The organism is Actinopolymorpha singaporensis (assembly GCF_900104745.1).
GTDB lineage: Bacteria > Actinomycetota > Actinomycetes > Propionibacteriales > Actinopolymorphaceae > Actinopolymorpha > Actinopolymorpha singaporensis.
In genome coordinates this window covers 4,629,122-4,654,936 of sequence record NZ_LT629732.1, presented here as the reverse complement: position 1 = coordinate 4,654,936, position 25,815 = coordinate 4,629,122, and the positions used below count along the sequence as shown (strand labels likewise).

At 70.1% G+C, this 25,815-nt stretch carries 24 protein-coding genes, 1 pseudogene and 1 riboswitch; of the genes and pseudogenes, 13 read left to right on the top strand and 12 right to left on the bottom strand.

Annotated features, from left to right (window positions below; all coding sequences use genetic code 11):
- The first annotated feature begins 228 nt into the window (after window positions 1-228).
- From BLU27_RS20975 to BLU27_RS20955, 5 genes are all read left to right on the top strand, one after another.
- Entirely contained in the window at window positions 229-630 is a 402-nt protein-coding gene (locus BLU27_RS20975) for a YciI family protein (protein ID WP_241827540.1), read from the top strand.
- Window positions 627-1,880, top strand: coding sequence for an RNA polymerase sigma factor (locus BLU27_RS20970; RefSeq protein ID WP_092655361.1), 1,254 nt, complete (start codon window positions 627-629; stop codon window positions 1,878-1,880). The genes BLU27_RS20975 and BLU27_RS20970 overlap by 4 nt, the downstream gene beginning before the upstream one ends.
- Window positions 1,877-2,758, top strand: coding sequence for a carboxymuconolactone decarboxylase family protein (locus BLU27_RS20965; RefSeq protein WP_092655360.1), 882 nt, complete (start codon window positions 1,877-1,879; stop codon window positions 2,756-2,758). The genes BLU27_RS20970 and BLU27_RS20965 overlap by 4 nt, the downstream gene beginning before the upstream one ends.
- Window positions 2,759-3,072: 314 nt before the next feature.
- The gene (locus BLU27_RS20960) at window positions 3,073-3,444 is read left to right on the top strand and encodes a YciI family protein (RefSeq protein ID WP_092655359.1); all 372 of its coding nucleotides are present in this window, start codon (window positions 3,073-3,075) and stop codon (window positions 3,442-3,444) included.
- Window positions 3,441-4,652, top strand: coding sequence for an RNA polymerase sigma factor (locus BLU27_RS20955; RefSeq protein WP_092655358.1), 1,212 nt, complete (start codon window positions 3,441-3,443; stop codon window positions 4,650-4,652). The genes BLU27_RS20960 and BLU27_RS20955 overlap by 4 nt, the downstream gene beginning before the upstream one ends.
- A 23-nt stretch (window positions 4,653-4,675) precedes the next feature.
- Here BLU27_RS20955 and BLU27_RS20950 read toward each other — a convergent pair whose 3' ends face one another.
- Window positions 4,676-5,872: an SGNH/GDSL hydrolase family protein gene (locus BLU27_RS20950; RefSeq protein WP_092655357.1), complete on the bottom strand. Its 1,197-nt coding sequence runs from the start codon at window positions 5,870-5,872 to the stop codon at window positions 4,676-4,678.
- A 2-nt stretch (window positions 5,873-5,874) separates the two neighbouring features.
- Window positions 5,875-6,450 (bottom strand): TetR/AcrR family transcriptional regulator, encoded by a 576-nt coding sequence (locus tag BLU27_RS20945; RefSeq protein ID WP_092657955.1) that lies wholly within the window; start codon window positions 6,448-6,450, stop codon window positions 5,875-5,877.
- A gap of 120 nt (window positions 6,451-6,570) precedes the next feature.
- Between BLU27_RS20945 and BLU27_RS20940 the strand changes: the two genes are divergently transcribed.
- Window positions 6,571-8,148: a glycosyltransferase family 2 protein gene (locus BLU27_RS20940; RefSeq protein ID WP_092655356.1), complete on the top strand. Its 1,578-nt coding sequence runs from the start codon at window positions 6,571-6,573 to the stop codon at window positions 8,146-8,148.
- On the opposite strand, the gene BLU27_RS20935 is transcribed toward BLU27_RS20940, so the two are convergent.
- The 4 genes and pseudogenes from BLU27_RS20935 to thiO all read right to left on the bottom strand — a co-directional run.
- Window positions 8,102-8,809, bottom strand: a complete 708-nt coding sequence (locus tag BLU27_RS20935) for a thiamine phosphate synthase (RefSeq protein ID WP_197681509.1) — start codon at window positions 8,807-8,809, stop codon at window positions 8,102-8,104. The two genes, BLU27_RS20940 and BLU27_RS20935, sit on opposite strands and share 47 nt — an antisense overlap.
- Window positions 8,806-9,612 (bottom strand): thiazole synthase, encoded by an 807-nt coding sequence (locus BLU27_RS20930; RefSeq protein ID WP_092655355.1) that lies wholly within the window; start codon window positions 9,610-9,612, stop codon window positions 8,806-8,808. Before BLU27_RS20930 ends, BLU27_RS20935 begins: the two co-directional genes overlap by 4 nt.
- Before the next feature lies 1 nt (window position 9,613).
- Entirely contained in the window at window positions 9,614-9,814 is a 201-nt protein-coding gene (gene thiS / locus BLU27_RS20925) for a sulfur carrier protein ThiS (RefSeq protein ID WP_092655354.1), read from the bottom strand.
- A gap of 169 nt (window positions 9,815-9,983) precedes the next feature.
- Window positions 9,984-10,997: pseudogene (thiO, locus tag BLU27_RS31355) on the bottom strand (glycine oxidase ThiO); the annotation flags it as partial.
- Window positions 10,994-11,104, bottom strand: a riboswitch (TPP riboswitch). It overlaps the preceding pseudogene by 4 nt.
- A gap of 285 nt (window positions 11,105-11,389) precedes the next feature.
- Here thiO and BLU27_RS30000 point away from each other — a divergent pair.
- A complete protein-coding gene (locus BLU27_RS30000) occupies window positions 11,390-13,393 on the top strand; it encodes an HNH endonuclease signature motif containing protein (protein ID WP_197681508.1) in 2,004 nt (667 codons plus the stop codon).
- Between the two features lie 20 nt (window positions 13,394-13,413).
- Here BLU27_RS30000 and BLU27_RS20910 read toward each other — a convergent pair whose 3' ends face one another.
- The 4 genes from BLU27_RS20910 to BLU27_RS20895 all read right to left on the bottom strand — a co-directional run bounded on the left by BLU27_RS20910 (window position 13,414) and on the right by BLU27_RS20895 (window position 15,118).
- Window positions 13,414-13,833, bottom strand: a complete 420-nt coding sequence (locus BLU27_RS20910) for a VOC family protein (protein ID WP_092655352.1) — start codon at window positions 13,831-13,833, stop codon at window positions 13,414-13,416.
- A gap of 5 nt (window positions 13,834-13,838) precedes the next feature.
- Entirely contained in the window at window positions 13,839-14,303 is a 465-nt protein-coding gene (locus BLU27_RS20905) for an SRPBCC family protein (protein ID WP_092655351.1), read from the bottom strand.
- Between the two features lie 83 nt (window positions 14,304-14,386).
- The gene (locus tag BLU27_RS20900; protein ID WP_092655350.1) at window positions 14,387-14,710 is read right to left on the bottom strand and encodes an ArsR/SmtB family transcription factor; all 324 of its coding nucleotides are present in this window, start codon (window positions 14,708-14,710) and stop codon (window positions 14,387-14,389) included.
- 99 nt (window positions 14,711-14,809) lie between these two features.
- Entirely contained in the window at window positions 14,810-15,118 is a 309-nt protein-coding gene (locus BLU27_RS20895; RefSeq protein WP_157728733.1) for a hypothetical protein, read from the bottom strand.
- 120 nt (window positions 15,119-15,238) lie between these two features.
- Between BLU27_RS20895 and BLU27_RS20890 the strand changes: the two genes are divergently transcribed.
- On the top strand, window positions 15,239-15,787 hold the full coding sequence (locus BLU27_RS20890) for a class I SAM-dependent methyltransferase (RefSeq protein WP_092655348.1): 549 nt from the start codon (window positions 15,239-15,241) through the stop codon (window positions 15,785-15,787).
- Here BLU27_RS20890 and BLU27_RS20885 read toward each other — a convergent pair.
- Window positions 15,784-17,802: an elongation factor G gene (locus tag BLU27_RS20885; protein WP_092655347.1), complete on the bottom strand. Its 2,019-nt coding sequence runs from the start codon at window positions 17,800-17,802 to the stop codon at window positions 15,784-15,786. The genes BLU27_RS20890 and BLU27_RS20885 overlap by 4 nt on opposite strands.
- A 163-nt stretch (window positions 17,803-17,965) precedes the next feature.
- Window positions 17,966-18,904: a bifunctional helix-turn-helix transcriptional regulator/GNAT family N-acetyltransferase gene (locus tag BLU27_RS20880; protein ID WP_092657951.1), complete on the bottom strand. Its 939-nt coding sequence runs from the start codon at window positions 18,902-18,904 to the stop codon at window positions 17,966-17,968.
- A 145-nt stretch (window positions 18,905-19,049) separates the two neighbouring features.
- Here BLU27_RS20880 and BLU27_RS20875 point away from each other — a divergent pair, with 145 nt between their 5' ends.
- The 5 genes from BLU27_RS20875 to BLU27_RS20855 all read left to right on the top strand — a co-directional run bounded on the left by BLU27_RS20875 (window position 19,050) and on the right by BLU27_RS20855 (window position 25,815).
- Window positions 19,050-19,931 (top strand): NAD(+)/NADH kinase, encoded by an 882-nt coding sequence (locus BLU27_RS20875; RefSeq protein ID WP_092655346.1) that lies wholly within the window; start codon window positions 19,050-19,052, stop codon window positions 19,929-19,931.
- Between the two features lie 156 nt (window positions 19,932-20,087).
- Window positions 20,088-20,921 carry a phytanoyl-CoA dioxygenase family protein gene (locus BLU27_RS20870; RefSeq protein ID WP_092655345.1) on the top strand — a complete coding sequence of 278 codons (834 nt, stop codon included), beginning with the start codon at window positions 20,088-20,090 and terminating at the stop codon, window positions 20,919-20,921.
- A 219-nt stretch (window positions 20,922-21,140) separates the two neighbouring features.
- Window positions 21,141-24,410 carry a sugar-binding protein gene (locus tag BLU27_RS20865; protein ID WP_241827539.1) on the top strand — a complete coding sequence of 1,090 codons (3,270 nt, stop codon included), beginning with the start codon at window positions 21,141-21,143 and terminating at the stop codon, window positions 24,408-24,410.
- Between the two features lie 101 nt (window positions 24,411-24,511).
- The gene (locus BLU27_RS20860; protein WP_092655344.1) at window positions 24,512-25,219 is read left to right on the top strand and encodes a type 1 glutamine amidotransferase domain-containing protein; all 708 of its coding nucleotides are present in this window, start codon (window positions 24,512-24,514) and stop codon (window positions 25,217-25,219) included.
- 59 nt (window positions 25,220-25,278) lie between these two features.
- Window positions 25,279-25,815, top strand: coding sequence for an LOG family protein (locus BLU27_RS20855; RefSeq protein WP_092655343.1), 537 nt, complete (start codon window positions 25,279-25,281; stop codon window positions 25,813-25,815).

The following is a 25,815-nucleotide window of genomic DNA, read 5'->3' as shown; positions in this document are numbered from 1 at the left end:
CAACGGCACCGAGGAGGCCCTCCCCGCGGGCCGCGCCGGCGATCACGAACATCCCGGCGCTGCCCTCCGCCCAGTCCTCCGCGGCACGATCGACGAACGTATGAGCATCCGTCCGGAGAAAGAACCCGGGTCGGGATGTCGAGATACGGTCGCCCTGCTCGTCATCATCTCCGGCAGACGTTTCCGGCAGATCCTTTCCGGCTGACCTTCCCGGCAGACCCTCTCCGGGTGAGTGGAGGACACATGCAGTACATGCTGCTGATCTACGACTGCGAGCGGCCCGAGCCGGGCGATCCTGGCTTCGCGGAAGCGCTCGCCAGGGTGAACGCTTTCGCCGAGGAGTGCCGCCGCCGTGGCGTTTTCGTGTACGGGCATCCGCTGCAGGCAGAGCACACCGCCACCACCGTCAGCGTGCGCGACGGCAGGACGCTGATCACCGACGGCCCGTACGCCGAGACCCACGAACACCTCGGTGGCGTCTACGTTCTGGACTGCCGCAACCTGGACGAGGCGCTGGAACTCGCCGCGATGTGCCCGATGGCCGAGCAGGGTGGGATCGAGGTACGACCGATCGCCGGTGTGCCGGGCCTGGACCACCGCCGTTCGGACCTGGCGGCCGCCGGGGAATGAACGCCGCACGGGCCGCCGCGCCGGTACTGGATCGGGTCTACCGCGATCACCGGGCCCGGATGCTCGCCGCCTTGATCCGCGTCCTCGGTGACTTCGAACTCGCTGAGGAGGCGCTGCAGGACGCGTGCACTCTTGCCCTGCGCGCCTGGGGTGAAGCACCGCCGGACGACCCGGTGGCCTGGCTGCTGACCGCGGCCCGCAACAGCGCGATCGACCGGCTGCGGCGGGCCCGGCTCGGCCGGGAGAAGCTCGCCCGGATCGGCGCGGCACCGGAGGCGGTGACGACCATGACGGACGACGGCGAGGAGAGCCTCCGCACCCTGGGAGACGAGCGGCTCGCGCTGATCTTCACCTGCTGTCACCCCGCTCTGGCCGAGGACGCGCGGGTCGCCCTGACCCTGCAGGCCGTCGCGGGGCTGACCGCTGGGCAGATCGCCCGGGCGTTCCTGGTCGGTGAGCCGACGCTGGCCCAGCGCCTGGTGCGCGCGAAACGGAAGATCCGCGACGCCGGCATCAGCCTGGAGGTGCCGTCCGACGCGCTGCTGCCCGAGCGGCTCTCCAGCGTCCTCACGGTGATCTGCCTGATCTTCACCCAGGGGTACACCGCCGCGTACGACCAGCCCGAACGCCGCACGTTGCCGGAGGAGGCGATCAGGCTCGGCAAGCTCGTCGCCACCCTCATGCCCGACGAGCCCGAGGCGCTTGGCCTGGTCGCCATGCTGTTGCTGCACGACTCGCGCAGCACCGCTCGCTACACCGCGCGTGGCGACGTCGTGTTGCTGGCCGACCAGGACAGGACCCGCTGGGATCAGAAGAAGATCACCGAAGCTATCGGAGTACTGGGCCGGGCGCTGCGCATGGGCAGGCCGGGGCCGTACCAGCTGCAGGCCGGGATCGCAGCGCTGCACGCCCAGGCCGGCTCCGACGACCAGACGAACTGGCCGGGTATCGCCGCTCTCTACGGCCGGCTGCTCACGCTGACCCCGTCGCCGGTGGTGGCGCTCAACCACGCCGTCGCCGTGGCCGAGGCCACCAACCCGGCCGAGGGCCTGGCGCTGATCGACCGGATCGAGGGGCTCGACCGCTACCACCTTCTGCACGCGGCCCGAGCGGATCTGCTCCGTCGCCTCGGCCGCATGACGGAGGCGGCATCGGCGTACCGGCGCGCCCGCGAACTCGCGACCAACCCGGCCGATCGTCGCTTCCTCGCCGGTCGGTTCCACGACCTCGACACCACGGAGTCACCATGAGACTGTCGATTCTGGACAACGGCCATCGCCGCCGCGTCAAGGTCTTCTTGACGCTCACCTCCGCGACGTCGCGGGTGGCCAGTCCGGACATCGTGAAGATGCTGCTGTACCGGCCGGGCTTTCTCACTCGCCCGCTGCTCGAGCTCACCGCCGACGCGATGCGCGGACCGTCGTACTGGACACCTGGGGAGCGCGAGTACCTCGCGATGTGCACCGCACAGCTTCACCGGTGCCCGTTCTGCGTCGAGTCCCACGCCGAGCTCACCCGGATCGCGGGCGCCGGCGAGGTCGACCCGGACGATCCGGCCCCGGGCCGGCCGCAACTGCAGGCCGTCCGGGAGTTCCTCGATCTGGTCAGCTGTACGCCGGACAGCGCGAACGCCGCATCGGTCACCGACCTCCCCGACGACGCGGTGCTGCAGGCGCTGCGCGTCAACCTGGTGTGGAACATCGTCAACCGCCTGGCAAACGCGTTCGGGTTCGTGCTCCGCGATGGCCAGTTGCACAGCGGGACCCGTGCGCTGCACCGCTTCGGCTACCGCTTCCCGTCGTTCCTCCTCGCCGACGGGCCGGTTACCGACCGCGGCGACGACGTGGCCAACCTGCGTTACGCGGTGCTGGACGCGCCCGCTACCACCGAACCAGCGTTGCGGGCTGCCGCCGCGGCCGGTGAACACCTGCCAGAACCATGGCAGTCCTACGCCAGGACCGTTCGCGAGGCGTCGTACCGGATCACCGACGCCGACATCGACCGGCTGATCGCCACTGCTTGCTCGCAGGACGAGATCTTCGAGGTCACCGTCGCGGCGGCTCTCGGTGCGGCACTGCGAAGTTTCGATGCCGGCCGGAAGGCACTGGAGCAGAAAACCGTGCGCTGACCATTGAAACGGTCGATCGCGCGGAGTAGGCGATGCGTCAGTGGCATGTCGCACGAACCCGCCCCCAGGACATGTCCTTCTCCGACGTCGCTCGCCAGGCCCGCGCCGCCCTGCCCGGCGTACGGCTTCGTCGTATCTCTTCGTGCTCCCCTTGGAGGGTTGCCCGTGGGTCGGAGCGGCCGGGGCCCTCTTGACATCCCCGGACAGAAATCCGTGCGAAAGTTCTGCCTGGTGATGTCAAGACGGTGCGTGCGGCTCCGACCAACCGGTCGAAGGGCCCCGGCCGGGGCCCGCCAAGCACGAGGGAGATCGACATGAAGTTCCTGATCAGCATGCACATCAACCCGGCGGTCCTGGACGCGCTGACCGACGAGGAGAAGGCGGCGATCGGTGAGGGCCACGGCAGGTTTCTCCAGGACCTGAAGAAGTCCGGTGAGTTGATCAACACGCTGGCGCTGGTCGACCCCTCCCAGGCGGCCGTGGTGTCGGTACGAAACGGACAGCCGGCGGTGACCGACGGACCCTTCCTGGAGTCGAAGGAGTTCCTCGGCGGCTTCTACCTGATCGACTGCGAGAACAAGGAGCGAGCGCTCGAGCTCGCCGCACGGATTCCGGACACCGCGATCGAGGGTCTGGGGGTCGAGGTGCGGCAGGTGATGTTCGCCGACGGAAACCTGGACGCATGACCGCACCCGCTGTCGAGGACCTGCTGCGTGAGCTGACGCCGCAGGTCCTCGGTGTGCTGGTACGCCGGCACGGCCAGTTCGAGGACTGTGAGGACGCCGTACAGGAGGCCGTCCTCGCCGCCGCCGTGCAGTGGCCTGCCGACGGAGTGCCGACCAACCCGCACGGCTGGCTGGTCACCGTCGCGTCCCGCCGGCTCATCGACCACGTGCGCAGCGACCACGCGCGCCGGGAAAGGGAGTCGGCGGCCGCCACCGAGGAGGTGCCCGAGGAGGTACCGGACACCGACGACACGCTCGTGTTGCTGTTCCTGTGCTGCCACCCGGCACTGACGCCGTCCTCCCAGACCGCCCTGACGCTGCGCGCGGTCGGTGGCCTCACCACGGCCGAGATAGCCCGCGCGTTCCTGGTGCCCGAGGCCACGATGGCGGCCAGGATCAGCCGCGCCAAGCAGCGCATCAGGCACGCCGGCAGCTCGTTCACGCTGCCCTCGGGTGTGGAGCGCGAGGAGCGGCTACAGGTGGTCCTGCACGTGCTCTACCTGATCTTCAACGAGGGCTACACCGCCTCCTCCGGCAGCGCACTGCACCGGGCCGAACTCGCACACGAGGCGATCCGGCTGGCGAGGATGGTGCGCGCGCAGCTGCCGGACAACAACGAGGTGACCGGGCTGCTCGCGCTGATGCTGCTCACCCACGCCCGCCGGGAGGCACGTACGACAGCGGACGGCGACCTGGTGCCGCTGGCCGAGCAGGACCGGACGAAGTGGGACCGGGACCTGATCGACGAGGGAACCGAACTCGTCAAGGCCGCACTGGCCGGCTCGGCACTGGGGCCCTACCAGCTCCAGGCGGCCATCGCCGCCACCCACGCCGACGCGGACACGGCCGAGGAGACCAACTGGGCCCAGGTGCACGCGTTGTATCTCATCCTGGAACGCATCGCGCCCAACCCCATGGTCACCCTCAACCGTGCGATCGCGCTCGCCGAGACCGAGGGCGCGCCGGCCGGCCTGGCGCTGCTGGCCACCCTCGACGGCGACGAGCGGATGGCGGGCCACCACCGGCTGTTGTCCGTACGAGCACATCTGCTGGAGAAGACCGGCGACCTGGCCGGGGCGTACGAACACTACGGGCGCGCCGCGAAAGCCACGGCCAGCCTCGCCGAACAACGCTATCTACGGGCACGAGCCGACCGGCTGAGACTGTAGGCCGGGGCCGGAGAACGTGGTCGTCAGGACTCCGAGCGCAGGCTGTCCACCGACAACGGCCCGCCTTCACCGAATGCGATCTCGGCGAAGCGTTCCCCGATGAGGCGGTGCGTGGCGGCGTCCGGGTGCAGCTCGTCGGGCAGCGGCAGCTCGGCGAAGTCCTTCTCGCCGTAGAGCTTCAGGCCGTCCAGGTAGTGCAGATTCGGATCGTCGGCCGCACGCTGCGCGACGATGCCGGCCAGCTCGTCCCGGATCACTGTCAACGTCAGCTTGCCGGCGGCGCGTTCGCTGGGATCTCCGGTGGCCCGAAACCGCAGCTTGCCCGCGCTGAGGGACCCGACGTCGAACGCCAGCGGGCCGGGAGTGTCCTCCTGGACCGGGCAGTGGATGGCGGAGACGACCAGCAGGGGAGTGGTCGGGTGACCTTCCCGGATCGTGTCGAGGAAGCCGTGCACGGCAGGGGAGAACGCGCGCAGCCGCATCAGATCGGCGTTGACCAGGTTGATGCCGATCTTCACGCTGATCAGATCGGCATGGCTGTCCCGCATCGCCCGTGCGGTGAACGGGTCCAGGAGCGCGCTGCCGCCCAGCCCGAGGTTGAGGAGTTCCACACCGCCGAGCATGGCGGCGAGTGCGGGCCAGGTGGTGCTGGGACTCGCGGCGTTGGATCCGTGGCTGATCGAGCTGCCGTGGTGCAGCCACACCGGTTGCCCGCGGTCCTGTGCCGGCAGGACGGGCGCGTTCGTACGCAGGGCGACGAGTTCGGTGGTCTCGTTGTGGGGCAGCCAGATCTCGACCTCCTTGGTCCGCGCGGACAGGCCGCTGAACGTGACGGTACCGACGGGCCCGCGCCGGTGCTCGGCGGTTCCGCTGGCCAGGTCGACGGTGACGGTGTCACCACCGGTCGCCACGGCCTGGCCGGCAAGGTTCCCGTCGACCAGGAGGTCGTGAACGCCGTCCGGGCGAGGTGGCATGCCCGCGTGGACCCGCCTGGTCGCCAGGACGTCCAACTCGACGGCGGTCGCGTCGGTTCGAAAGACCAGTCGCACCCCGGACGGCTGGGACTCCGCCATCGCCAGCTGCGGATCCGCGCACTGGGCCCGGGCCCACGCGGGGAGCCGGTGCGGCAGCAGGCCGCGCTCGGTCCGCTCGTACTCCGCGGCACCGCGCAGGAGGTCGGTGCCGATGGGCGTGGTGATCCACTCGTTTCGGTCGGGCATGGTTACCTCGGGTTCCTCGGCCAGTTGCGCAGCAGGGCGTCGAGCGCGTCCAGTAGCCGCTCCCACGTCTGCTGGGGGTCGGGGGAGCTGTGGTCGAACCCGCCGCCCGCCTCCAGGCTCACGTAGCCGCGGAAGAAGCTGCCCAGCAGGCGAACAGCGTGGGTCTGGTCCGGTTCGGTCAGGTCGTAGCCGCGCAGGATGGCGCGGGTGAACTCCGCGTGCCGCACACCGGCACTCCCCGCCGCCGTGTGCGGGTCGAGCCGGTGCTGGGCGGCGGCGTAGCGGCCGGGATGCTCGCGGGCGTAGTCACGGTAGACGTTCGCGAGCGCTGTCAACGCGTCCTTGCCCGCCCGTCCGGCCAGGGCGGAGGCGGCCAGGTCCGCCATCTCTTCCAGCGCCAGCAGGGCGATCCGGATCTTCAGGCCCTCGGAGCTGTCCAGGTGCCAGTACAGACTGGCGACCCTGACGTCGAACCGTCTGGCCAGCGCCGAGACGGTGACCTGGTCGAAGCCCTGCTCGTCCGCCAGTTCCGCTCCCGCCCGAACCAGCCGCTCGGCAGTGAGGCCTGCACGCGCCATGATCACCTCGCTTCCCGAAAGAGACTACAGCAGTCCCTAAAAGCTTTCGAGAGGCCGGTGTGGCAAGCCACTGCCGTGGGGAGGATTGGGTCGCGGCATTCCGGGCGATACCCCTTCATCATGGGAGTCAAGGTCAGCGTTGTCGTCCCTGTCTTCAACGGCGGGGAATGGCTCGAGGAGTGCGCGGAATCCGTCCTTGCGCAGACGATGCCGCCAGGCGACTACGAGGTCGTGTTCGTCGACGACGGGTCCACGGACGCGACGCCGCGGGTGCTGGACGCCCTCGCTGAGCGAGAGCAGGTGGTGCGGGCCGTCCACCTCCCCCGAAGTGGTGGGCCTGGCGGGCCGCGAAACGCCGGCGTCGAGCAGGCGGAAGGGGAGTACGTCTATTTCCTCGACCACGACGACCGGCTGGCACCACGCGCTCTCGAACGCATGTACGCCATGGCGACGCGGTGCGACTCCGACATCGTGGTCGGCAAGGTCGTAGGCCACGGTGGCAGGGGAGTCCCGAAGAGCATGTTCGCCGCCTCGCGCGACCGAGCGGACATCCTCGCCGACCATCTGCTCGGGTTCCTCACCCCACACAAGCTGTTCCGCAGAAGCTTCCTGCGGCGGCACGGTCTGCGGTTCGAAGAGGGCCCGGCCTGGCTTGAGGATCATCGCTTCGTCGTCGAGGCGTACTTCCTCGCCGGTACGATCAGCGTGCTCGCCGACGAGGTGTGCTGCCACTGGATGAAGCGCGACGGGCGCGCCCACTATTCGGCCCGGCGGTTCGACCCCGAGGCTTACTACCGGGCCCTGCGGCAGATCCTCGACATTGTCGACGCTCACGCCGAGCAGGGCGCCGAGCGGGACCAGATGTATGCCTACTGGTACCACTCGAAGATGCTGCGGCTGCTGACCTGGCCGGTGCTACTCGGCCGGCCCGTGCCCTACAGCCGATATCGCTGGTACCGCGAGATCCGCCGGTTGGCGCTGGAGAGGTTTCCCACCTCGGTCGACGACTGGCTGCCGCTCTCGATCCGTGTCCGGTCGTGGCTGTTACGCCGGAACGCCTACGGCGACATCGCACGGCTGGCCGCGGCCGAGCGGGGGCTCAGCGTGGCTGCCGACCTCGAACAGGTCAGCTGCGACGGTGCCGCCCTGGTGGTGCGTGTGCGCGGTCGGCTGGCATATGCCGACGGGCGTCCGGTGACGTTCCGGCGGGTCGGCGACCGGCTGTTGTGGAACCCGCCCTGCGAACTCCGGACGGCACTGCCCGACGAGGCGTTCGACGCGTCCGGGCAGATCGGCGACAGCAGGCTGGAGCTGATGGTGCAGAACCGCCACGACAAGGGTGTCTACTCCGTACCGACCCGCAGCGAACTGGCTTTCGACACCGATGTGGGCGCCGTTCAGAACGTCCAGCAGGTCAGGCTTGTCGGCACCGCCCGCCTGGACCCGGCGACCGGCAAGCTCGGCCGGCCGCTGGACGCCGGAACGTGGGACTGTCTGGTCCGGGCCGAAAGCTGTGGCTGGGGTCCACAACGCCGGCTGGGCGGCTCCGCGGAGTACCCGGCCGGCAAGCCTCCCGTGGACAGCACCCTTACCTTCGACGGCGAGGACGGCACGTTCGCCGCCAAGCCGTACTGGACCGGGCTCGGCAACCTCAGCGTGCAGGTGACCCGTCGGCAGACGAGCCGCCCGGAGCCCTGATCGGCGGGTCGGTCTCGCCGAACGGCCTGCACCTCTTCGCGGTCGCGAAGCCTTCGACGGCCGCGTGCAACCGGCCGAACGTCGCGGCCGGATCGGCGCTGCGCATGACCGCTCCCATCACCGCGATGCCGTACGCGCCGGCACCCCGCATCTCGGTGGCCCTGGCCGCCGTCACTCCACCAAGGGCGAACACCGGAGTGGCGCCGGCCTCCCTCACCAGTCGGTGCAGTCCGTCCACGCCGAGGGCGGGACCGTAACCGGGCTTGGACTCTGTCGGCGCCACGGGGGACGCGGTGACGTACGCCGCACCCTCGGCGACCGCCCGGCGTACCTCCTCGTGGTCGTGACACGAGCGCCCGAACAACTTCTCCGGCCCGCTCCCGAGGCCGGGCTGGGTGGACGACAGGTGCACGCCGTCGGCGTACGCGAGCCGGCGATGCGCCGAGATCACGAGGAAGTCGTGCGCGGTCGTGCGGCGGCGGATCTCCTTCGCCAGTTGGGCACGTGCCTCGTCGGGCAGGTCAAGCTCGCGCAGGACCACGGCGCGAAGACCGGCCCGCACGCACCGAAGGACAGTCTGAACCAGGTCGGCTCCCGGTGGAAGCTGGGTGCGGTCGGTGAGCAGCAGGATCCGCGGCAGCGCGGGCGCCGGTGAGGTCACACGGTCACCCTGCCCGCCATCGGTGAGGAGGGGCGGGCGCCAGCCAGCCGCGGTATTCGTCCGGCCGCCCGGGCCAGGCGGCCTGCCCGTACGCCGAGCCGGATCGCCTCCGCCATGGCGACCGGATCGTCGGCCCGGGTGATCGCGGTCGCGGCCAGCACGGCGTCGCACCCGAGCTCCATCGCCTGGGCGGCGTCGCTGGCGGTACCCACTCCGGCGTCGAGGACGACCGGGACGGTCACCGCAGCGCGCACCGCCTCGATCGCGTGCGGGTTGCGGATGCCCAGACCCGAACCGATCGGGGAGCCCAACGGCATCACCGCGGCGCACCCGACGTCGGCCAGCCGTTGCGCCACGACCGGATCGTCGGTGGTGTAGGGGAGTACGGTGAATCCCTGTCCCACAAGGGTTTCCGCCGCGTCGAGGAGCTCGACCACGTCCGGCATCAGTGTGCGTTCGTCGCCGATGACCTCCAGCTTCACCCAGTCGGTGCCCAGCGCCTCCCGGGCCAGGTTCGCGGTGAGTACCGCCTCCCGCGCGCTCAGGCAGCCGGCAGTGTTGGGCAGCAGGCGCGCCCCGGTCTCGGCGAGCACATCGGCGAGCGCGTCCAGCAGCGAACCCTCACCCTGGTCGGACGTACGCCGCATCGACACCGTGACGAACCCAGGCCGCGCGGTCCGCACGACGTCCACGATCGTGCGCAGGTTGTTCAGCCCGCCGGTGCCGATCCACAGCCGGGAGGCGATCTCGGCGCCGTCGACCGTGAGTCCGTCCCGGTCGGTCCTTCCCGTCACCTCGACCACTTCAGCCTCCCTGCCGGGCGGTGACGATCTCGACGGCGTCCCCTGGACCGACCTGGGTTCGTTCCCAGTCACCGGCGCGTACGACAGCACCGTTGACGGCGACCGCGACGCTCCTCGGATCGGGCAGCCGCCCGCGCACAAGGTCGGCGACGCTGAGGCCGAACGGGACCTGTGTCAGCTGGCCGTTGACAGTGACGTCCATTGGTTCCTCCTGTCCAGTGAGTCGAACCGGTTGGGGGAGAACGCGTCCGCAACCTCCGAGGCGGCCCCGGCGGCGCTTCGCCGACCGGTGACTGTCGCGGTCGCCCACCGGCCTCGATCTGGGTACGCAGAATCCGTGCCGTGACCGGCGCCAGCAGCACCCCACCCCGGTGGTGGCCGGCAGCGAGGAAGAGACCGGTGACGCCGGTCGGGCCGAGCAGCGGGCCGTTGTCGGGTGTGCCGGGACGGTGCCGCGCGAGGACCTCGAGAATCTCGGCGCGTTCGAGACCCGGAAGCAGCGTGCGCGCCGCGTCGAGCAGGCGCGCGACTCCGCCGACGGTCGGCGTCGGCTGCCCGGCGTGCTCCTCCTGGGTCGCGCCGATCACCACCTCACCGTCGGCGCGCGGCACGACGTACACGGGTTCGCCGTGTACGACGGCGCGCACCGTCCGGGTCGGCGCCTGGTCGGCCGGCAGCCGTACGCGCAGAATCTCACCACGTACGGGCCGGACGAGGCGGTGCTGTGGCACCTGTGGGGGCAGGCGGTGGCCGGTCGCCACCAGGACGGCATCGGCGGGCACCAGCCGCCCGTCCTCGGTGCGCACGCCGTCCACCGACGCAGTCGAACCGTCATCGTCACCGTGTCCCCAAGCGGGGACGGGCGATGGGACCGCCCGGCAGCGTTCGACCCGGTCGCCGAGCAGGGTGAGCAGCGCGGCGGAGACCCTGCGCGGGTTGACGCTGTGGTCACCGGGCAGGTATGCCCCGCCGGCGACCCGGGTGGAGAGTTCGGGTTCGCGCTCGCACAGGCCACGCCGTCGGAGTTCCTCGTACTCGATGCCATGCGCAGCAAGCACGTCGAGAATCCGGCGTACCACCTGAACGTCGTCGTGGTCGCGGCCGACCAGCAACGTACCGGCGCGGCGGTGGTCGACGTCCACACCGGTCGCGGACTCAAGCCAGGCGGCGTACTCCGGCCACAGGCCGGCGCTCTCCACCCCGAGGCGGAGGAGGTTCTCCTCGCCGTGCCAGGCCTCACCGGCAGGGGAGAGCATCCCTGCGGCCGCGTGGGTCGCGCCGGAGACCGGAGCGGGATCGAAGACACGAACGTCGTGCCCGGCGCGAAGGAGTTCGACGCCGCAGGCCAGCCCGATGACGCCCGCGCCGAGTACGGCGATCCTCACGTCGGATCCTCACTTCCTTCGCCGGCATGACCCGGATCAGGTTCGGCGGTCGGAGCGGCGTCAGCTCCCTCTCAGCCCGCTGCCGGCGGGCACCCGCGTGGAAGTCGACCGTAACACGGGATCCGTGGTCACTCGGCGAATCGAGCCGGATCGGGGCACACGGACGCACCGACGAGTCCGATCGTGCTCTCTACGCCGCGACAGAGTGGGAACTGGCCCGGCAAGACTGGGTTGACATGAACGCCGACGCCAAGTCGGAGGTGATCGGGCAGCGGCAGGCTAACGCCCTTCACGACGGTGTGGTGTCACACAGCTTGAAAATGCCTGGATTCGCTTGTGGATAAGGGCTTTCCCGGGCGCGATAGCCGATCATGTTCGATAGAATCGAACCCATGAGCGACGGCGGCGAGTGCTTCGACGGGCATCTGGGTGTGGAGCCCGGTGGCCGTCGGGTGCTGCCTGCCGGGTTGGCGGAGATGTCGCCTGGACCGGCGCTTGCTGTCGCGGTCGCTTCGGTTGACCGGGCTGCGTGTAACGGGTGGGAGTTGGAGGAGTTGCTGAAGGCGCAGCGGCGGCTGGTTTGCTGGAGCGAGGCCGAGTGCCTGACCACCGTGAACGAGCTCGCCCATGCTGTCCCCGGCATGCCTGATCTGCCTGCCGAGCGCAGCGCCACACCGGACCCGTTCACACCGGAAGTTCTTGAACCGCTGCTTGGCTGGACCGGTCACCACGCCCACTGGGTGATGGCGATGGCCACGGCGCTGCCCCGGCTGCCGCGGGTGCGGGAGGCGCTCGCCTCCGGTGGCCTGGAGATCACCGAGGCGCGGGTCATCGTCGACCGCATCACCGATGCCAAGCCCGACCTGTGGGACATCATCGAGAACGCGCTGTTCCCGAAGGTGCTGGACCTGCGGGGCGGACTGCTGCGCGCGAAGGTCGAAGCCGAGGTGGTCAAGGCCGACCCCGAAGCAGCCGCCAAACGCCACAAGGCCAAGCGCTCCGCGCGTGACGTGGCGATCTGGCCCGCCGTCGACGGCGTCGCCGACCTTTCCATCCGCGGACTGTCGGCCGACCAGGCTGCCGAGGCGTTCGGCTATGTCGACGCCGTCGCCCGAGCGGTCAAGTCCACCGGCGACTCGCGCACCCTCGGCCAACTCCGTGCCGACGTCGCCGCCTCCCTGCTGACCGGCACCGCCGACATCACCGACTGCCCCGCCCCCGACCACACCGAACAGAACCAGGCGGACCGGGACGCGACCAACGGCGATGCTCAGTGCGGCCATGCCGAGCAGAGCGACACCGAGCAGAGCGACACCGAGCAGAGCGACACCGAGCAGAGCGACACCGAGCAGAGCGACACCGAGCAGAGCGACACCGAGCAGGGCAGTGCTCGGCAGGACGCAGGGGCAGGCGATGCGGCCGGGCAGGGCCGGGGCCCCTGTGCCATTCACAGGTTCCCCGACCACGACCTGCACCACGGCTGGTGCGAGTGTGGCGACTGCTCACCCGCCCCCGTCACCAGGTGCACGGTGTGCGGCTCCGCCGCGAGCGGCACCCCGATCCACGACACCACCGCCCACGACGCCGCGGAACACAACGCCGCGGAACACCACGCCGGAGGGGAGAACGCGGCCGCCGCCAACAAGGCCGCTCCCACAGTTGGTGCTCCCGCTGCGGGCCACATCCCGCACCAGAGCCGCCGACCCGACGGGCCGACCGATCCACCACCTGGTGGAAGGACGACACCTCCGCAAGCCGCAGCACCTACACCGCCTCCGCTGCCCTGGTGTTCCTCGCAGCCGAGCTGGGGTGCCATACGAACGCGGGCGAAAGTGCAGCTGAACGTGCCGTTGACCACCCTGATGGGACTGAGTGCTCAGCCGGGTGAGCTCGGCGGGTTCGGGCCGGTCATCACCGAGGTGGCCCGCCTGATCGTCGCCAACCACCTCGACAACCCCGAAGCCAGGTTCAGTGTCGGGGTCACTCACCCGGTCACAGGGCGGCTACTGCATCTGCATCCGATCCCGGTGAGGTTCCTGCGCGGGCTGCAGGCAGAGCTGGTGCATGCCCGCGACCCGCGCTGCGTGTGGACCACCTGCCGCAGGCCCGCCGCGACCTGCCACCTGGACCACAACACCGAACACAAGGAGGGCGGGGAAACATCTGTGGACAACATCGCGCCCCTGTGCCCGCGTCACCACAAGGCCAAAACCGAGCGGGACTGGAAACTCCAGCAGACCGGACCCGGCGAACACAGGCTCACCGACCCCCACGGCCGGCAGTACCGAAGCAGAACACCATCCCTCACCGATCCCGTACCAGCGGACCTGGCATCTACCGCCCCCACCGCCCCCATGGAGATGGCGTCGGCCGTCGACGACCTGCCGCCGTTCTGAGGGCGGCGTCCGCAACGCAGCTACTCGGTGGGCGGGCCCTGCTGTGCGGCGGTCGGGTCCATCCAGAAGACGTCCCAGTAGTGGCCGTCCGGATCCAGGAACGTGCGGTTGTACATGAAGCCGAGGTCCCGAGGCTCACGCGCTGCCGACCCGCCGGCAGCAAGTGCCTTGTCGACAAGGGTATCCACGTCCTCGCGGCTGTCCACACCGAGACCGAACATCGCCTCGGTCACCTTCGTCGCGTCGGCCACCTCGGTGGACACGTACGTCTGGAAGTACGGTCGGACGACGAGCATCACGTAGATGGTCTCGCTGATCACCACACAGGCAGACTCGTCGCCGGTGAAGTTCGGATCGGTGGAGTAGCCGAGAGCCTCGTAGAAGGCGACCGATCGGGCCAGGTCCTCGACGGGCAGGTTGAGGAACATCAGGGTGGGCATGGTTCTCAGTCCTCCACCACGGCGGCGAGCACGTCCAGCATCTCGCGGGTGCCGCGTTCGCGTTCGGGGGTGTTGTCCAGGCCGTCGAAGTAGACGCCCTGTTCGGTCAGGGTCAGCCGGGTGCCGCCCTCGACCGGAGTCAGCTCGATGGAAGTCAGGGAGACCGACAGGCGGGTGGAGTCCACGCGCATCTCGTAGCTGTAGACGAAGCGGGTGTCCGGGACGATCTCGTGGTAGTACGCGTCGAACCGGGACACCGGACCGTCCTGGCCGAACTGGCTCTCGCTGTGCTCGCGGCCGCCCTCACGGAAGTCGTGGGCGGAACTGATCGGGCACCACTCGTCGGTGGGCGCGTCGAACCAGCGTGCCTTGGTCTGCGGGTCGGCGAACGCGTGGAAGATCTTCGCCGCCGACGCCTTGTAGTCGCGTTCGATGGTGAAGGTCGAGTGGCTGAGGCTTCGGTCGTTCACTGGAGTATCTCTTCCGTGGGTGGCGTGGTGGGCGTGGTGGGTGGTGTGTGCTGGGACTCGGGGAGGGCGCCTTTGGTGGGCCGTCAGTCCTCGCCGAGCAGCTTGTCCAGGCGGTCGAGGCGGGCCTCCCAGGTCGCCCGGCGCTCGGTGATCCACTTCTCGGCGTTGCGCAGGATCTTCGGCTCGATGCGGCACATGCGGACCCTGCCCTCCTTCTGGGTGTGCACGAGGCCGCTGGCCTCCAGCACCTGCACGTGCTGCAGGGCGGCCGCCAGGCTCATCGGGAGTGGACGCGCCAGCTCCGACACCGACACCGGGCCGGAGGTCATGCGCTCGACCATGGCCCGGCGAGTCGGGTCGGCGAGGGCATGGAACACGAGGTCGAGCTCGTCCACTTGGTCAAGCATGTACTTTAGTAAAGCAGGTGCTTGAGTTTCTGGCAAGGGCTCGCGCAGGGGCAGGTTCTCGTTGGAGTCGATCGACCGCGACCGGAGACCGTGCGCCTGTCAACTGCGCTTTGCGTACGTCAAGATCTGGTTCTCGATCGGGCTGTCGACGCCGATCGAGAGCCCGAACACGAACTGCGCGACGCACAGCAACGCCAGGCCCGTGCCGCCGGGACCAGCGAGCGGGAGCAGGAGGTAGCCGGCCGGGGTCAGCCAGCGGCAGACGATGATCGCACGTGAACGTCCACATCGCGCAGAGCGGGATCGCGCCGAGGACCAGTGTGCGGACCAGGTCCGCACCGACGAGGATCGCCCGGCGGCGATACCTGTCGGCCACCACTCCTGCCAGCTGGTCGAGAACCTGGTCACCACACCTGTCCACCGGTAGCATCTGCCGCCATTGGTTGCCGGGGTCCCGATGCGGCGCCGGATCCGGTGCCGATGTGAGGTCGGTCAAGGGGGCGGAACGAGAGTTCGCGAGGAGCCGCGGTGGCGAGCATTCCCGAGCGCGTGCGCTGGGCTGTCGACGTACTCGACCCCGGCCCGGCCGACCACGTGCTGGAGATCGGCTGTGGAGCGGGTGCCGCCGCCGAACTCGTGTGCGCCCGGCTGCGCAGCGGCCGGCTGGTCGCGCTCGACCGTTCGGCGGTGGCGGTGCGGCGTACGCTCGACCGCAACGCCGGGCACGTGTCCGCCGGCCGGCTGGAGGTTCGGCACGGGGAGTTGGACACGCTGGACCTCCCGGACCACAGTCTGGACGTGGCGTTCTCGGTGGATGTCAACCTCTTCTGGACACGCTGTCCCACCGCCGAACTCCACCTGTTGACGGCAGCGCTGCGGCCCGGCGGTGCGCTGTGGGTGCTCTACGGCGCCGGTGGACCCCGTACCGGCGCGCGGCTGACCGACCCGATCGTCGCCGCGCTGGGCGAGCACGGGTTCACCGAGGTGACCGTTCTCGACGAGCCACGAGGACTGGGCGTGCGGGCACGGACGCCGGTGGGCTCGCCGTCGAGCCCACCCGCCAAAGCGCGCAACTAGCGCTTGACGACGCGGAGGTACTCCCTGCGATCGAGCGGATTCTGGTCGGTGCGGGCACGGGTGGGAGCCGGCCCGCGCACCGGCTGGTACCGCTCGAACGCCGAGTCCAGCATCCCCTCGCCCCGGGTCAGACCCGGCAGCTGCAGCTGCAGCTCGTGCACCCGCGCGGCGGGGATCTCGCCCTCGACGACCGCGCCCGAACCTCTTACCTGCTGGGAGTCCGGCACACCGCCGAGTCGCACCAGCGCGGGCACCACCGTCGTCAACGTGTCCGCCGGGCACTCCAGGTGGAAGCGGTGCGCCGGCTCGTACACCACGGTTCCGGCCTGCCTCAGCGCGGCCATCAGCACCAGGGGAGTGAGGTAACGGAAGTCGCCCGCGGTGCTCGACATGCTCTTGTCGAACGTGCCGTGGGAGTGGCTCTGCCGGGCGTAGTAGCCCGAGTGCGTCATGAACACCGCGATGTCGATGACCTCCCACCCGCACAGCCCCTGACGCAAGGTCTCCTTGACAGTCTCCTCGACCGCGGTGAAGAACGCGGGTGGCATCGATCCCAGCTCGACGTCCAGGCCGAAGGAGACTCCGGAGCCCGGCCGCGCCGGTTCGACCCGCAGGCCGACGGTGGCGAAGTAGGGGTTGGGGTCGGTGCCGATCAGGTCGAACGCCGCACCCTTGCCGGTCGGGCGCTCGACACAGATCACCGACGTCCTCGCGAACTCCACCTCGATTCCGTACTCCTCGGCCAGCGTGGTCGCGACGACCTCCTTCTGCACCTCGCCGTAGAGGGAGACGTAGAGCTCCTGTCGTACGTCGTCCTGGCGGAGGTTGATCAGCGGGTCCTGCTCGGCGAGCTGGGTGAGTGCGAGGTGCAGGGCGCCCTTGTCTGACCGCCGCACGGGGACGACCACGGTCTCCAGAGTCGGCGGGGCGAAGTGATGCGTGGCCCTACCAGGACGGGGCACGCCGATGGTGTCGCCGATCCGGACGCCGGCGAGGCCGGTCAGCCTGCCGATCTGCCCGGCGCGGACCACCGGCCGCGTGGGCGCCGCACCCTGTTCGAAGACCTGGATCCCGGTGACCTTGCTTCCGGGAGCGCCCACGCCGTCCGCTGCGCCGCCCGTCCCGGCCGGGCGTACCACCGGCAGCCGGTCACGCAGGTGCACCGACCCGTCGAACATCCGGACGTAGGCGATCTTCTCCCCGCCCGGACCGCGGTCGACCTTGAACACTTCGCCGGACGCGGGCGCGTCCGGATCTCCGTCGGCGGTGGGAAGGAGATCCCTGATGCCTGCCACCAGTGCGTCGATCCCCACGCCGGTGATCGCCGAGCCCGCGAACACCGGATGCACACCCGCCCGCGCGGTCCGGGCCGCGAGCTCGTGCCGGAGGTGTCCGGCGGTGAGGACGTCGCCGTCGCCGTCGACGTAGGCGGCGAGGAACGCGTCGTCGGAATCGGCGAGCACCTCGGCCACGGCGGTGGCGAACGCCTCGTCGTCTGGTTCGTACGCCACGAACCCGGCGCGCGGGGTGCCCTGGTCGTACGCCCGCCCCATCGCCACCACGGCAGGGGTGAGTTTCTCCGCGATCTCGGCGTACACCCGATCGGCGTCCGCGCCACCACGGTCGAGCTTGTTCACGAAGAGCAGGGTGGGAATGCGCAACCGGCGCAGGGTGCGCATCAGCACGCGCGTCTGGGCCTGCACGCCCTCGACGGCCGACACCACCAGCACCGCGCCGTCGAGCACGTTCAGCACCCGCTCCACCTCGGCGATGAAGTCCGGGTGGCCGGGGGTGTCGATCAGGTTGACCGTCACACCGTCGAGTTCGAACGACACCACCGCGGACTTGATCGTGATGCCACGGCGGCGTTCGAGGTCGAGGGAGTCGGTCCGGGTGTTGCCGGCGTCGACGCTGCCGATCTCGTCGATCACCCCGGCGGTGTGCAGCAGCCGCTCGGTCAGGCTCGTCTTACCGGCGTCGACGTGTGCGAGGATCCCCAGGTTGAGCAGTTTCACGAGGCGTCATGTCCTTGGAGTAGATAGCGATCTTCCGCTGGGAGGACATGAACGCTGGACGCATCGGGGGCTCGCCTTTCCGCTGACTGGACTGCCGGTCGCGGTGAGTGAAACAGACCGGCGGGGTGTGCGACAACCGATTTCCGGGATCCGCAGGAAGACGCTAGAGCTCGCGGGACCAGTTCTGCCCGACGAGGTCGCGGCCGAAGCTGTGGTGGGGTTCCTCGCTGTCGAGCCGGAACCCGGCGCGCTCGTAGATCCTGCGGGCGGAGGTGAGGACGTCGTTGGTCCACAACGTGATCCGCCGGTATCCCGCGCGGGTGGCGAACCGCAGGCACTCCTCGACCAGGCGCGCGCCGACGCCCGCACCTCGTGCGGACGGCTCCACCAGCAGCAGCCGGAGTTTCGCGGTCGTCTCGTTCTCGGCCACGCAGAAGACGCAGCCGGCCGGCTCGCCGTCCACCTCCGCGATCCACGCGGCCTGTCGCCGTTGGTCGTCGGCGGCCGCGAAGTCCGCCACGATCTGCGCGACCATCCCCTCGAACCGGGCGTCCCAGCCGTACTCCTCCGCGTAGAGCGCGCCGTGGCGGGCGACCACCCAGCCGAGCTCGCCGGGCTCGGGCGGCCGCAGGACGAGACCCGGCCGTCCGGGGGAGTCGCCCAGGGCCCGCCGGATGGTGCCCATCGCGGCCAGCATGCGCCGGCCGTCGGTGTCGGCGACCGGAGCCAGCAACCGTTCCACCGCGGCCACCTGTGCGGCGTCGAGGGCGGCGAAGGCGGATCTGCCGTCCTCGGTCAGCCGGACGAGCCGGCGCCGGGCGTCGTCGGAGGAGGGCTCCCGGGTCACCAGGCCGGCAGCCTCCAGTCGGGCGAGGATACGGGACAGATAGCCCGCGTCGAGGTCGAGGAGCCGCCGCAGCCCGGCGACGTCGACCTCGCCACCGCGGTCGCCGGTGGGGGTGTTGGCAAGCTCGTACAGCACCCGCGCCTCGGTGAGGGAGTGCGGCGTTCCGGCCAGTCCGGACTGCAGGACGCCGATGACCTTGGTGTAGAAGCGGTTGAACGTCCGCACCTGCGCCACCTGAGCCGGGTCGACGGCCATGGTCGCTTCTCCCTCCGCGAGGTACACCGCTTCCGATCAGCGGCTCCCCGACACATTAGTTGACGACGGCCATGATGTCTTTGACTTCGTCAAGCAATTGCCCTCGAACGTCAGTGACACGTGGACGCCGCCCTAGGGTGGGGCGATGGGGACGCTTCACGCGATCGGTCTGGTGCTTCACCCCGAACGCGACGCCAAGCCGGCGATCGACGCCGTGGTCGAGTGGGCGCGCAGGCGAGACGTCGCCGTGCTCGGGTTGCCCGAGGAGGTGGACCGACTGGTCTGCGACGCCGTGGCCGTCCCGGCCCACGAACTCGTCGAACGCGCCGACCTGCTGATCAGCCTCGGCGGCGACGGCACGATGCTGCGCAGCATGCGCCTGGTCGCCGGCCATGCCACCCCGGTGCTCGGCGCCAACCTGGGGCGGCTGGGCTTCCTCGCCGAGGTCGACGTCGCCGAACTGCCGGCGGCGCTGTCCGACATCGACGCCGGGAACTACTCGGTCGAGCCGCGGATGGCGCTGCGGTCCGTCGTTCCGGACGGCCCGGGACTACCGGACGGCAAGCCTGTGCTCGCGTTCAACGACATCGCGCTGGTGCGCATCCCCGGCCAGGCCTCGGCGGCCATCGCCACCTCGGTACTGGGACGGGAGTTCGTGCGTTACGCCGCCGACGCGGTGCTGGTGGCCACCCCGACCGGTTCGACGGCGTACAGCTTCTCCGCGGGCGGTCCGATCGTGTCACCGACGGTCGATGCCGTGCTGGTGGTGGCCGCGTCGGCGCACTCGACGTTCGACCGGGCGCTGGTGCTGGCCGCTGACGAGCGGCCGTCGCTGCAGGTCCTGCCGGTGTCCGGCCAGCTGGCCGTGGAGGTCGACGGCCGGGTCGAGGCCTACGTCGGTCCCGGCGTACGGCTGGACGTCACGCCGGTGCGGGCCGCCGCGCTGGTGGTGCGGTTCGGTCGATCGACGTTCTACGAACGGGCCCGGCGCAAGCTCCGGGTCACCGGCAGCCTCGAGGTGGAGTAGCGAGCGGCGTCCGGTGCTGGTTGCCGGAACGTGACACAACAGCGCCGGAAGTTTGACCCTGTCGAAGCCGCCCGGTTAGCTTCCCAGAAGCTCCTTCCTCACTTCGGCGATGACGCCGAGGCCCATCGCCCGCTCCCTGCGTGGAGGAGATCTTCCATGGACCCGTCGTGTCTGCAACACCGGCTCACTGACGACGAACGCCGTACGTTCGAGGAAACCGGCATCCTGCAGATAGAGAACGCGCTTTCCCCGGACCACCTGGCCGAGCTGACGCAGACCACCGACAGGCTGCACGCGCAGGAGTCCGCGGCCGGCCGGGCCAAGCCGGACGCGGCGATGTTCTACCCCAATTTCGTTCCGGTGTCGCCGCTCTACACCGACCTCGTCGACTACGACCGCATCCTGCCGAAGGTGTGGGGGATCCTCGGCTGGAACATCTACCTCTACCACGCACACCTGATCGTCACCCCGCCGTCGGGTCAGCAGCGGACCGACAAGACCTTCGGCTGGCACCAGGACTCCGGCCGGGTCAACTTCGACATGGAGGAGAGCCCGCGGCCGCGCCTTTCCATCAAGGTCGCCTACTTCCTCTCCGACACCAGCGAGGAAGGACGGGGCAACTTCTGGGTGGTACCGGGCAGTCACCGCAAGGACCGGATCGAGGTGCCTGACGGCAAGGGGCAGCCGGAGGGTGCGGTACCTGTGCTCGCCAAGCCGGGCACCGCGGTGTTCTTCGACCGGCGGCTGTGGCACGCGGCCAGCCCCAACTGGTCCGACGTCACCCGCAAGGTGCTGTTCTACGGCTACGGCTACCGCTGGATCCGCACCAAGGACGACATGACGGTGCACGACCTGTGGCCGACCAGCGACCCGATCCGCCGGCAGTTGCTCGGGTACGCCTTGAACGCCAACGGTCACTACTCGCCGACCGACGAGGACGTTCCGCTGCGCGGCTGGCTGAAGGAGCACAGCCCGCAGGACGTGCGCTGACCGGTCCACGTACGACGTAGGGCGTTCCACGCAGCGCGGGCTGCCCACCGCACGGCAGGTGTTCGGTTCTCGGTGCTCGGGAAAGGTCGGACATGGTGTGGACGGGGTGGACGGGGTGGGACCCGGGGAACACGGGTAACCGCGAAGCCGGGCGGAAGCAGGAGGGCGTGGCGGACCCGCTGGTCCGGACGGTTCCTCGGCTCGGTCCTGGCGGCCGCGGTGGTGGCCGCCGCCGCGGCCCCGGCGGCGGTGGCGGGGACGTCGACCTCGGCGGGGACGTCGACCTCGGCGGGCGCACCCGTCGCCGATCCGGCGGCGGTTTCCGGCGTCGAGCAGGTGATCGGTGGCTTCGAGTCCCCCGACGAGGGCTGGCACCTCGGCCTCGGCGCGGAGTTCCCCGGCGCGAAGGGGAGTTTCGACTACGACGGGACCGATCACCAGGAGGGCGTCCGGTCCGGCGTACTCACCGGTGACTTCGCGGGCGGCGGCAACTACGTCGACATCTCCCGTACGGTCGGCCTGGACGCCACCGCGCTGCACTTGTGGGCACGGTCCACCGACCTGTCCGGCATCGTCGTGCGCGTCTTCGACAGCACCGGCCAGGCACACCAGCAGCGCCTGCAGCTGACCGCGGACGGCTCCTGGCAGCAGCTCGCCGCGACGCGCTTCGACGGTGGGCAGAACTACTCCCACTTCGGCGGGGCGAACGACGGCCGCTGGCACGGCCCGGCCACCAAGGTGTCGCTGATCCTCGACAAGGGTCTGCTCACCGGCGGAAGGGTGACCGGCACCGTCCACCTCGACGGCGTGACGATGACGGTCACTCCGCCTGATCTGGCATTCGAGCAGACTCAGCCCGGAAACATCTTCGTGGGAACGCAACCGGCCCGGATCTCCGTGCGCACCAAGGGCGACGCGGTGCGCTGGTCGGCGTACGACCTTGCCGGTACGCGGGTGGGGGAGGGACGCACCGACGTGACCGGCGGCGCCGCCGACCTGACCCTCCCGCTCACCACGCCGGGCTACTACCGGTTGACGGCGACCGCGGAACTCGACGGTGCCGTCCTGGCCACTCGCGACACGACGCTGGCCAGGCTGACGGCGTTCGACGTCGGCTCGGTGGCGGACTCACCGTTCGGCATGGCCGCCCACCTCTCGGGTACGGAGAACCTCGGGGTGGCCGACCTGATGGCCAAGGCCGGCGCCAAGAACCTCCGCGAGGACGCGTTCTGGAGTTCGATCGAGACCACCAAGGGCAGCTACGACTTCGGCCGCTACGACCCGCTCGTGTCGGCGGTGGAGAACGCCGGGATGCGCTGGCTGCCGATCGCGGCGTACATCAATCCCTTCTACGACAACAACGCCACCCCCTACACCGACGAGGGCCGCGCAGGGTTCGCGCGTTACGCCGCGGCGACCACCGCCCACTACGACGGCAAGGTGAAATGGCTGGAGGTCTACAACGAGTTCAACATCGGCTTCGGTGACGCCGGTGACGGTCCTGCGGACAGCCTTCCGCAGTCGTACTTCCCGCTGCTCAAGGCGACCTACGAACAGGTGAAGGCCCGCACGCCCGACGTGACGGTGGCCGGCGCGGTCACCGCGGGTGTTCCGCTGGACTGGCTGGAGGCGCTGTTCAAGCTGGGTGGCCTGCGCTACATGGACGTCGTGTCGGTGCACCCCTACGTCTATCCGTCCGAACCCGAACAGGCCGCCAGGAGCCTGGAGGACCTCGACGCGCTGATCCGGCGCTACAACGGCGGAAAGCCCAAGCCCATCTGGATCACCGAGCAGGGCTGGCCGACCCACGACGCCGGCAACGGCGTGAGCGAACAGACCCAGGCCGCCAACGTGGTCCGCGCCCACGTCGTCGCGTTCGCCCACGGCGTCCAGCGCTACTTCTGGTACGACGTGATGAACGACGGGCTCGACCCCGCCTACAACGAGCACAACTTCGGCCTGCTGCACAACACCGCGGACCCGACGGGACGCTGGACACCCAAGCCCGGCTACGTGTCGTACGCGGCGATGGCCCGGCAACTCACCGGCGCGCGGTTCGAGCGTTCGGAGGACGTCGGCGGCGGCGTGTCCAGCTACCTGTTCGCAGGCAAGGACGGGCCGCTCCGCGTCCTGTGGTCGGGCACACCGTCGGTGGTCGAGGTGACCACCGACCGCCCGGTCGCCGTGACCGACCTGACGGGTGCCACCCGCACGTACTACCCGCAGGCCGGGCGGGTGCAGCTGTCGCTGTCCGGCGACCCGATCTACGTCGCAGGTGATGTCAAGGTCGCGTTGACGGGCAGGTTCGGCCTGACGTCCGACCACGACGGGCAGGCGGTGCTCGGCGACCCGATTCCGCTCACACTGACCGTGGACACCACCCAGTCCCCGCGGGCGGCGGTGCGCGGCACGTTCGAGATCGCGGGCACGTCTGTCCCGGTGTCGGTGCCGGCGGGTACGAAGGCCACGATCCCGGTACGCGTGCCGGCGGCGAACCTGTCCGGCCCTCGGGTGCTGACCGGTGAGGTCGTGGTGCGTGACCAGCCCGTCGCCCGGCTGCAGACCCGGGTCCAGGTGGTGCATCCGTTCCAGGTGAACGCCGCACACGTCCTGCGAGGCGACGAGGACGTGCTCTCGGTGCGGGTCACCAACCGTGCCGACCGCGACCTCGGCGTCAGCCGGCTGACCTGGACGATCGGCGAACGGACCGGAACGCTGGACGTCGACTCGCCGGTGCCCGCGCACGCCGCCCGGACCGCGGAACTCTCCCTCGGGGACCTCGCCCGAGGCCAGACGTACCCGCTGCAGCTTCGGCTCAGCTCACCCGGCCTCACCGACGCCGTGACCAGCGGCAAGCTGACCTTGCCACCGGCCGACCAGCTGCGAACCCTGGTGGAGAAGTCGGTCACAGTGGACGGGACGCTCGACGACCTCGGTGACGTGGCCCCGATCGACCTGCCCGGCGACGGCGTCGTGCAGATCCCGGGCTACGGAGGTGCGGACGACCTGAGCGGCTCGGTGTGGTGGACCTGGGACGCCGACGATCTCTACCTCTCCGCGAAGGTGCACGACGACGTCCAGGCCCAGCCGGAGACGGGAGAACGCATCTGGTCCGGTGACGGGTTCCAGTTCAGCGTCGCTGCCGGGATGCCGGGGGAGAGCAGCCGCTGGGACGAGTACGGCGTGGCGCTGACCTCCGCCGGTCCGCGGATGTGGCGTTGGCTGGCAGCCGAGGGGCAGCCGGGCGAGGTCACCGGGGTGGACGTCGCGGTGACCCGGGACGAGGCGAGGAAGGAGACCACCTACGAGGTGGCGCTGCCCTGGTCCGCGCTCGCTCCGATCCGGCCGGACGACCGGCTTCTGAGTCTGTCGTTCCTCGTCAACGACAACGACGGTGCGGGCCGCGAGGGCTGGATCGAGTGGGGGTCCGGCATCGGCGGGGAGAAGAACTCCGCGCTGTTCCGGCCGATCAAGCTCGGGGCCGACTGAGCCGTCGGGGGTGTCCCGGCGGCTGGTCCGACCCCCGTGCTGTGCTCCGGACGGCCCCCGGGGTCAGGATGGGGGTAGACCGCGACGGCTGAGGAGACACCATGACGGCAGCACTCATCGTGATCAGCGGCGCTGACCACTGGACGTTGAAAGACGGCACCCGGCACCCCACCGGCTACTGGGCGGAGGAACTGGTCGTACCGCACCGGACGTTTCGGGCGGCCGGGATCGACATCACCCTCGCCACCCCAGGCGGGGTGGCCCCGACCGTGGACCGGGCGAGCCTCACCCCCGACGCCAACGGCGGCGAGGACGGCGCGGACGCGATGGTCGCCTACCTCGCGACGATCCAGGGCGAACTCAGCCATCCGGAAAGGCTGGAGGATGTCGACCCGGACGCGTACGACCTGGTCTTCTACCCCGGCGGGCACGGCCCGATGGAGGATCTCGCCGTCCACGAAGCGTCCGGCCGGTTGGTGACCAGGGTGCTGGACAGCGGCGCCCCGCTCGGTGTCCTGTGCCACGCGCCGGCGGCCCTGCTGGCGGCACGCAGGCCGGACGGCAGTTGGCCGTTCGCGGGCTACCGCCTCACCAGCTTCACCGATGCCGAGGAGGCCAAGGTCGGGTTGGCGGAGAAGGCGCCGTGGCTGCTGCAGGACCGCCTGGTCAAGGAGGGCGCGCGATTCGTGGGCGCGCCGCCGTTCATCCCCCACACGGTCGTGGACCGCAACCTCTACACCGGCCAGAACCCCGCGTCCTCCGCCGAACTCGCGCAGGAGTTGCTGCAGGCCGTCCGCGTCCACCGCTAGGGTGTGCCACTTCGCGACACACCCCAGGGGACCGCGGCGAGGCGCTAACGTGAGGGCACATGCGCATGTGTGTGTTCTGCGGCTCCTCACCGGGCCGCGACGAGATCTATGGCCGGGCGGCCGCCGACCTGGCTGTTCTCCTTGCCCACAAGGGAATCGGCCTGGTCTACGGTGGGGGAAACATCGGCCTGATGGGGATCGCGGCCGATGCCGCGCTGGCCGCGGGCGGTGAGGTGATCGGCGTGATCCCCGGTCATCTGGTCGACCGCGAGGTGTCGCACGACGGTCTGTCCAGACTGGAAGTCGTCGACACGATGCACGAGCGCAAGGCCCGGATGGCCGACCTGTCCGACGCGTTCGTGGCGCTGCCCGGCGGCGCCGGGACGCTGGACGAGCTGTTCGAGATGTGGACGTGGTCCCAGCTCGGGCTGCACCACAAGCCGATCGGCCTGCTGGACGTCGCGGGCTACTACCAGCCGATGCTCACCTTCCTCGACCACATGACGGCCGAGCGATTCCTCCGGCCCGCCTACCGTGACGCCCTGGTCGTCGAGACCGATCCGCGCGTGCTGGTGGACCGGCTGACCAGCGCCTGA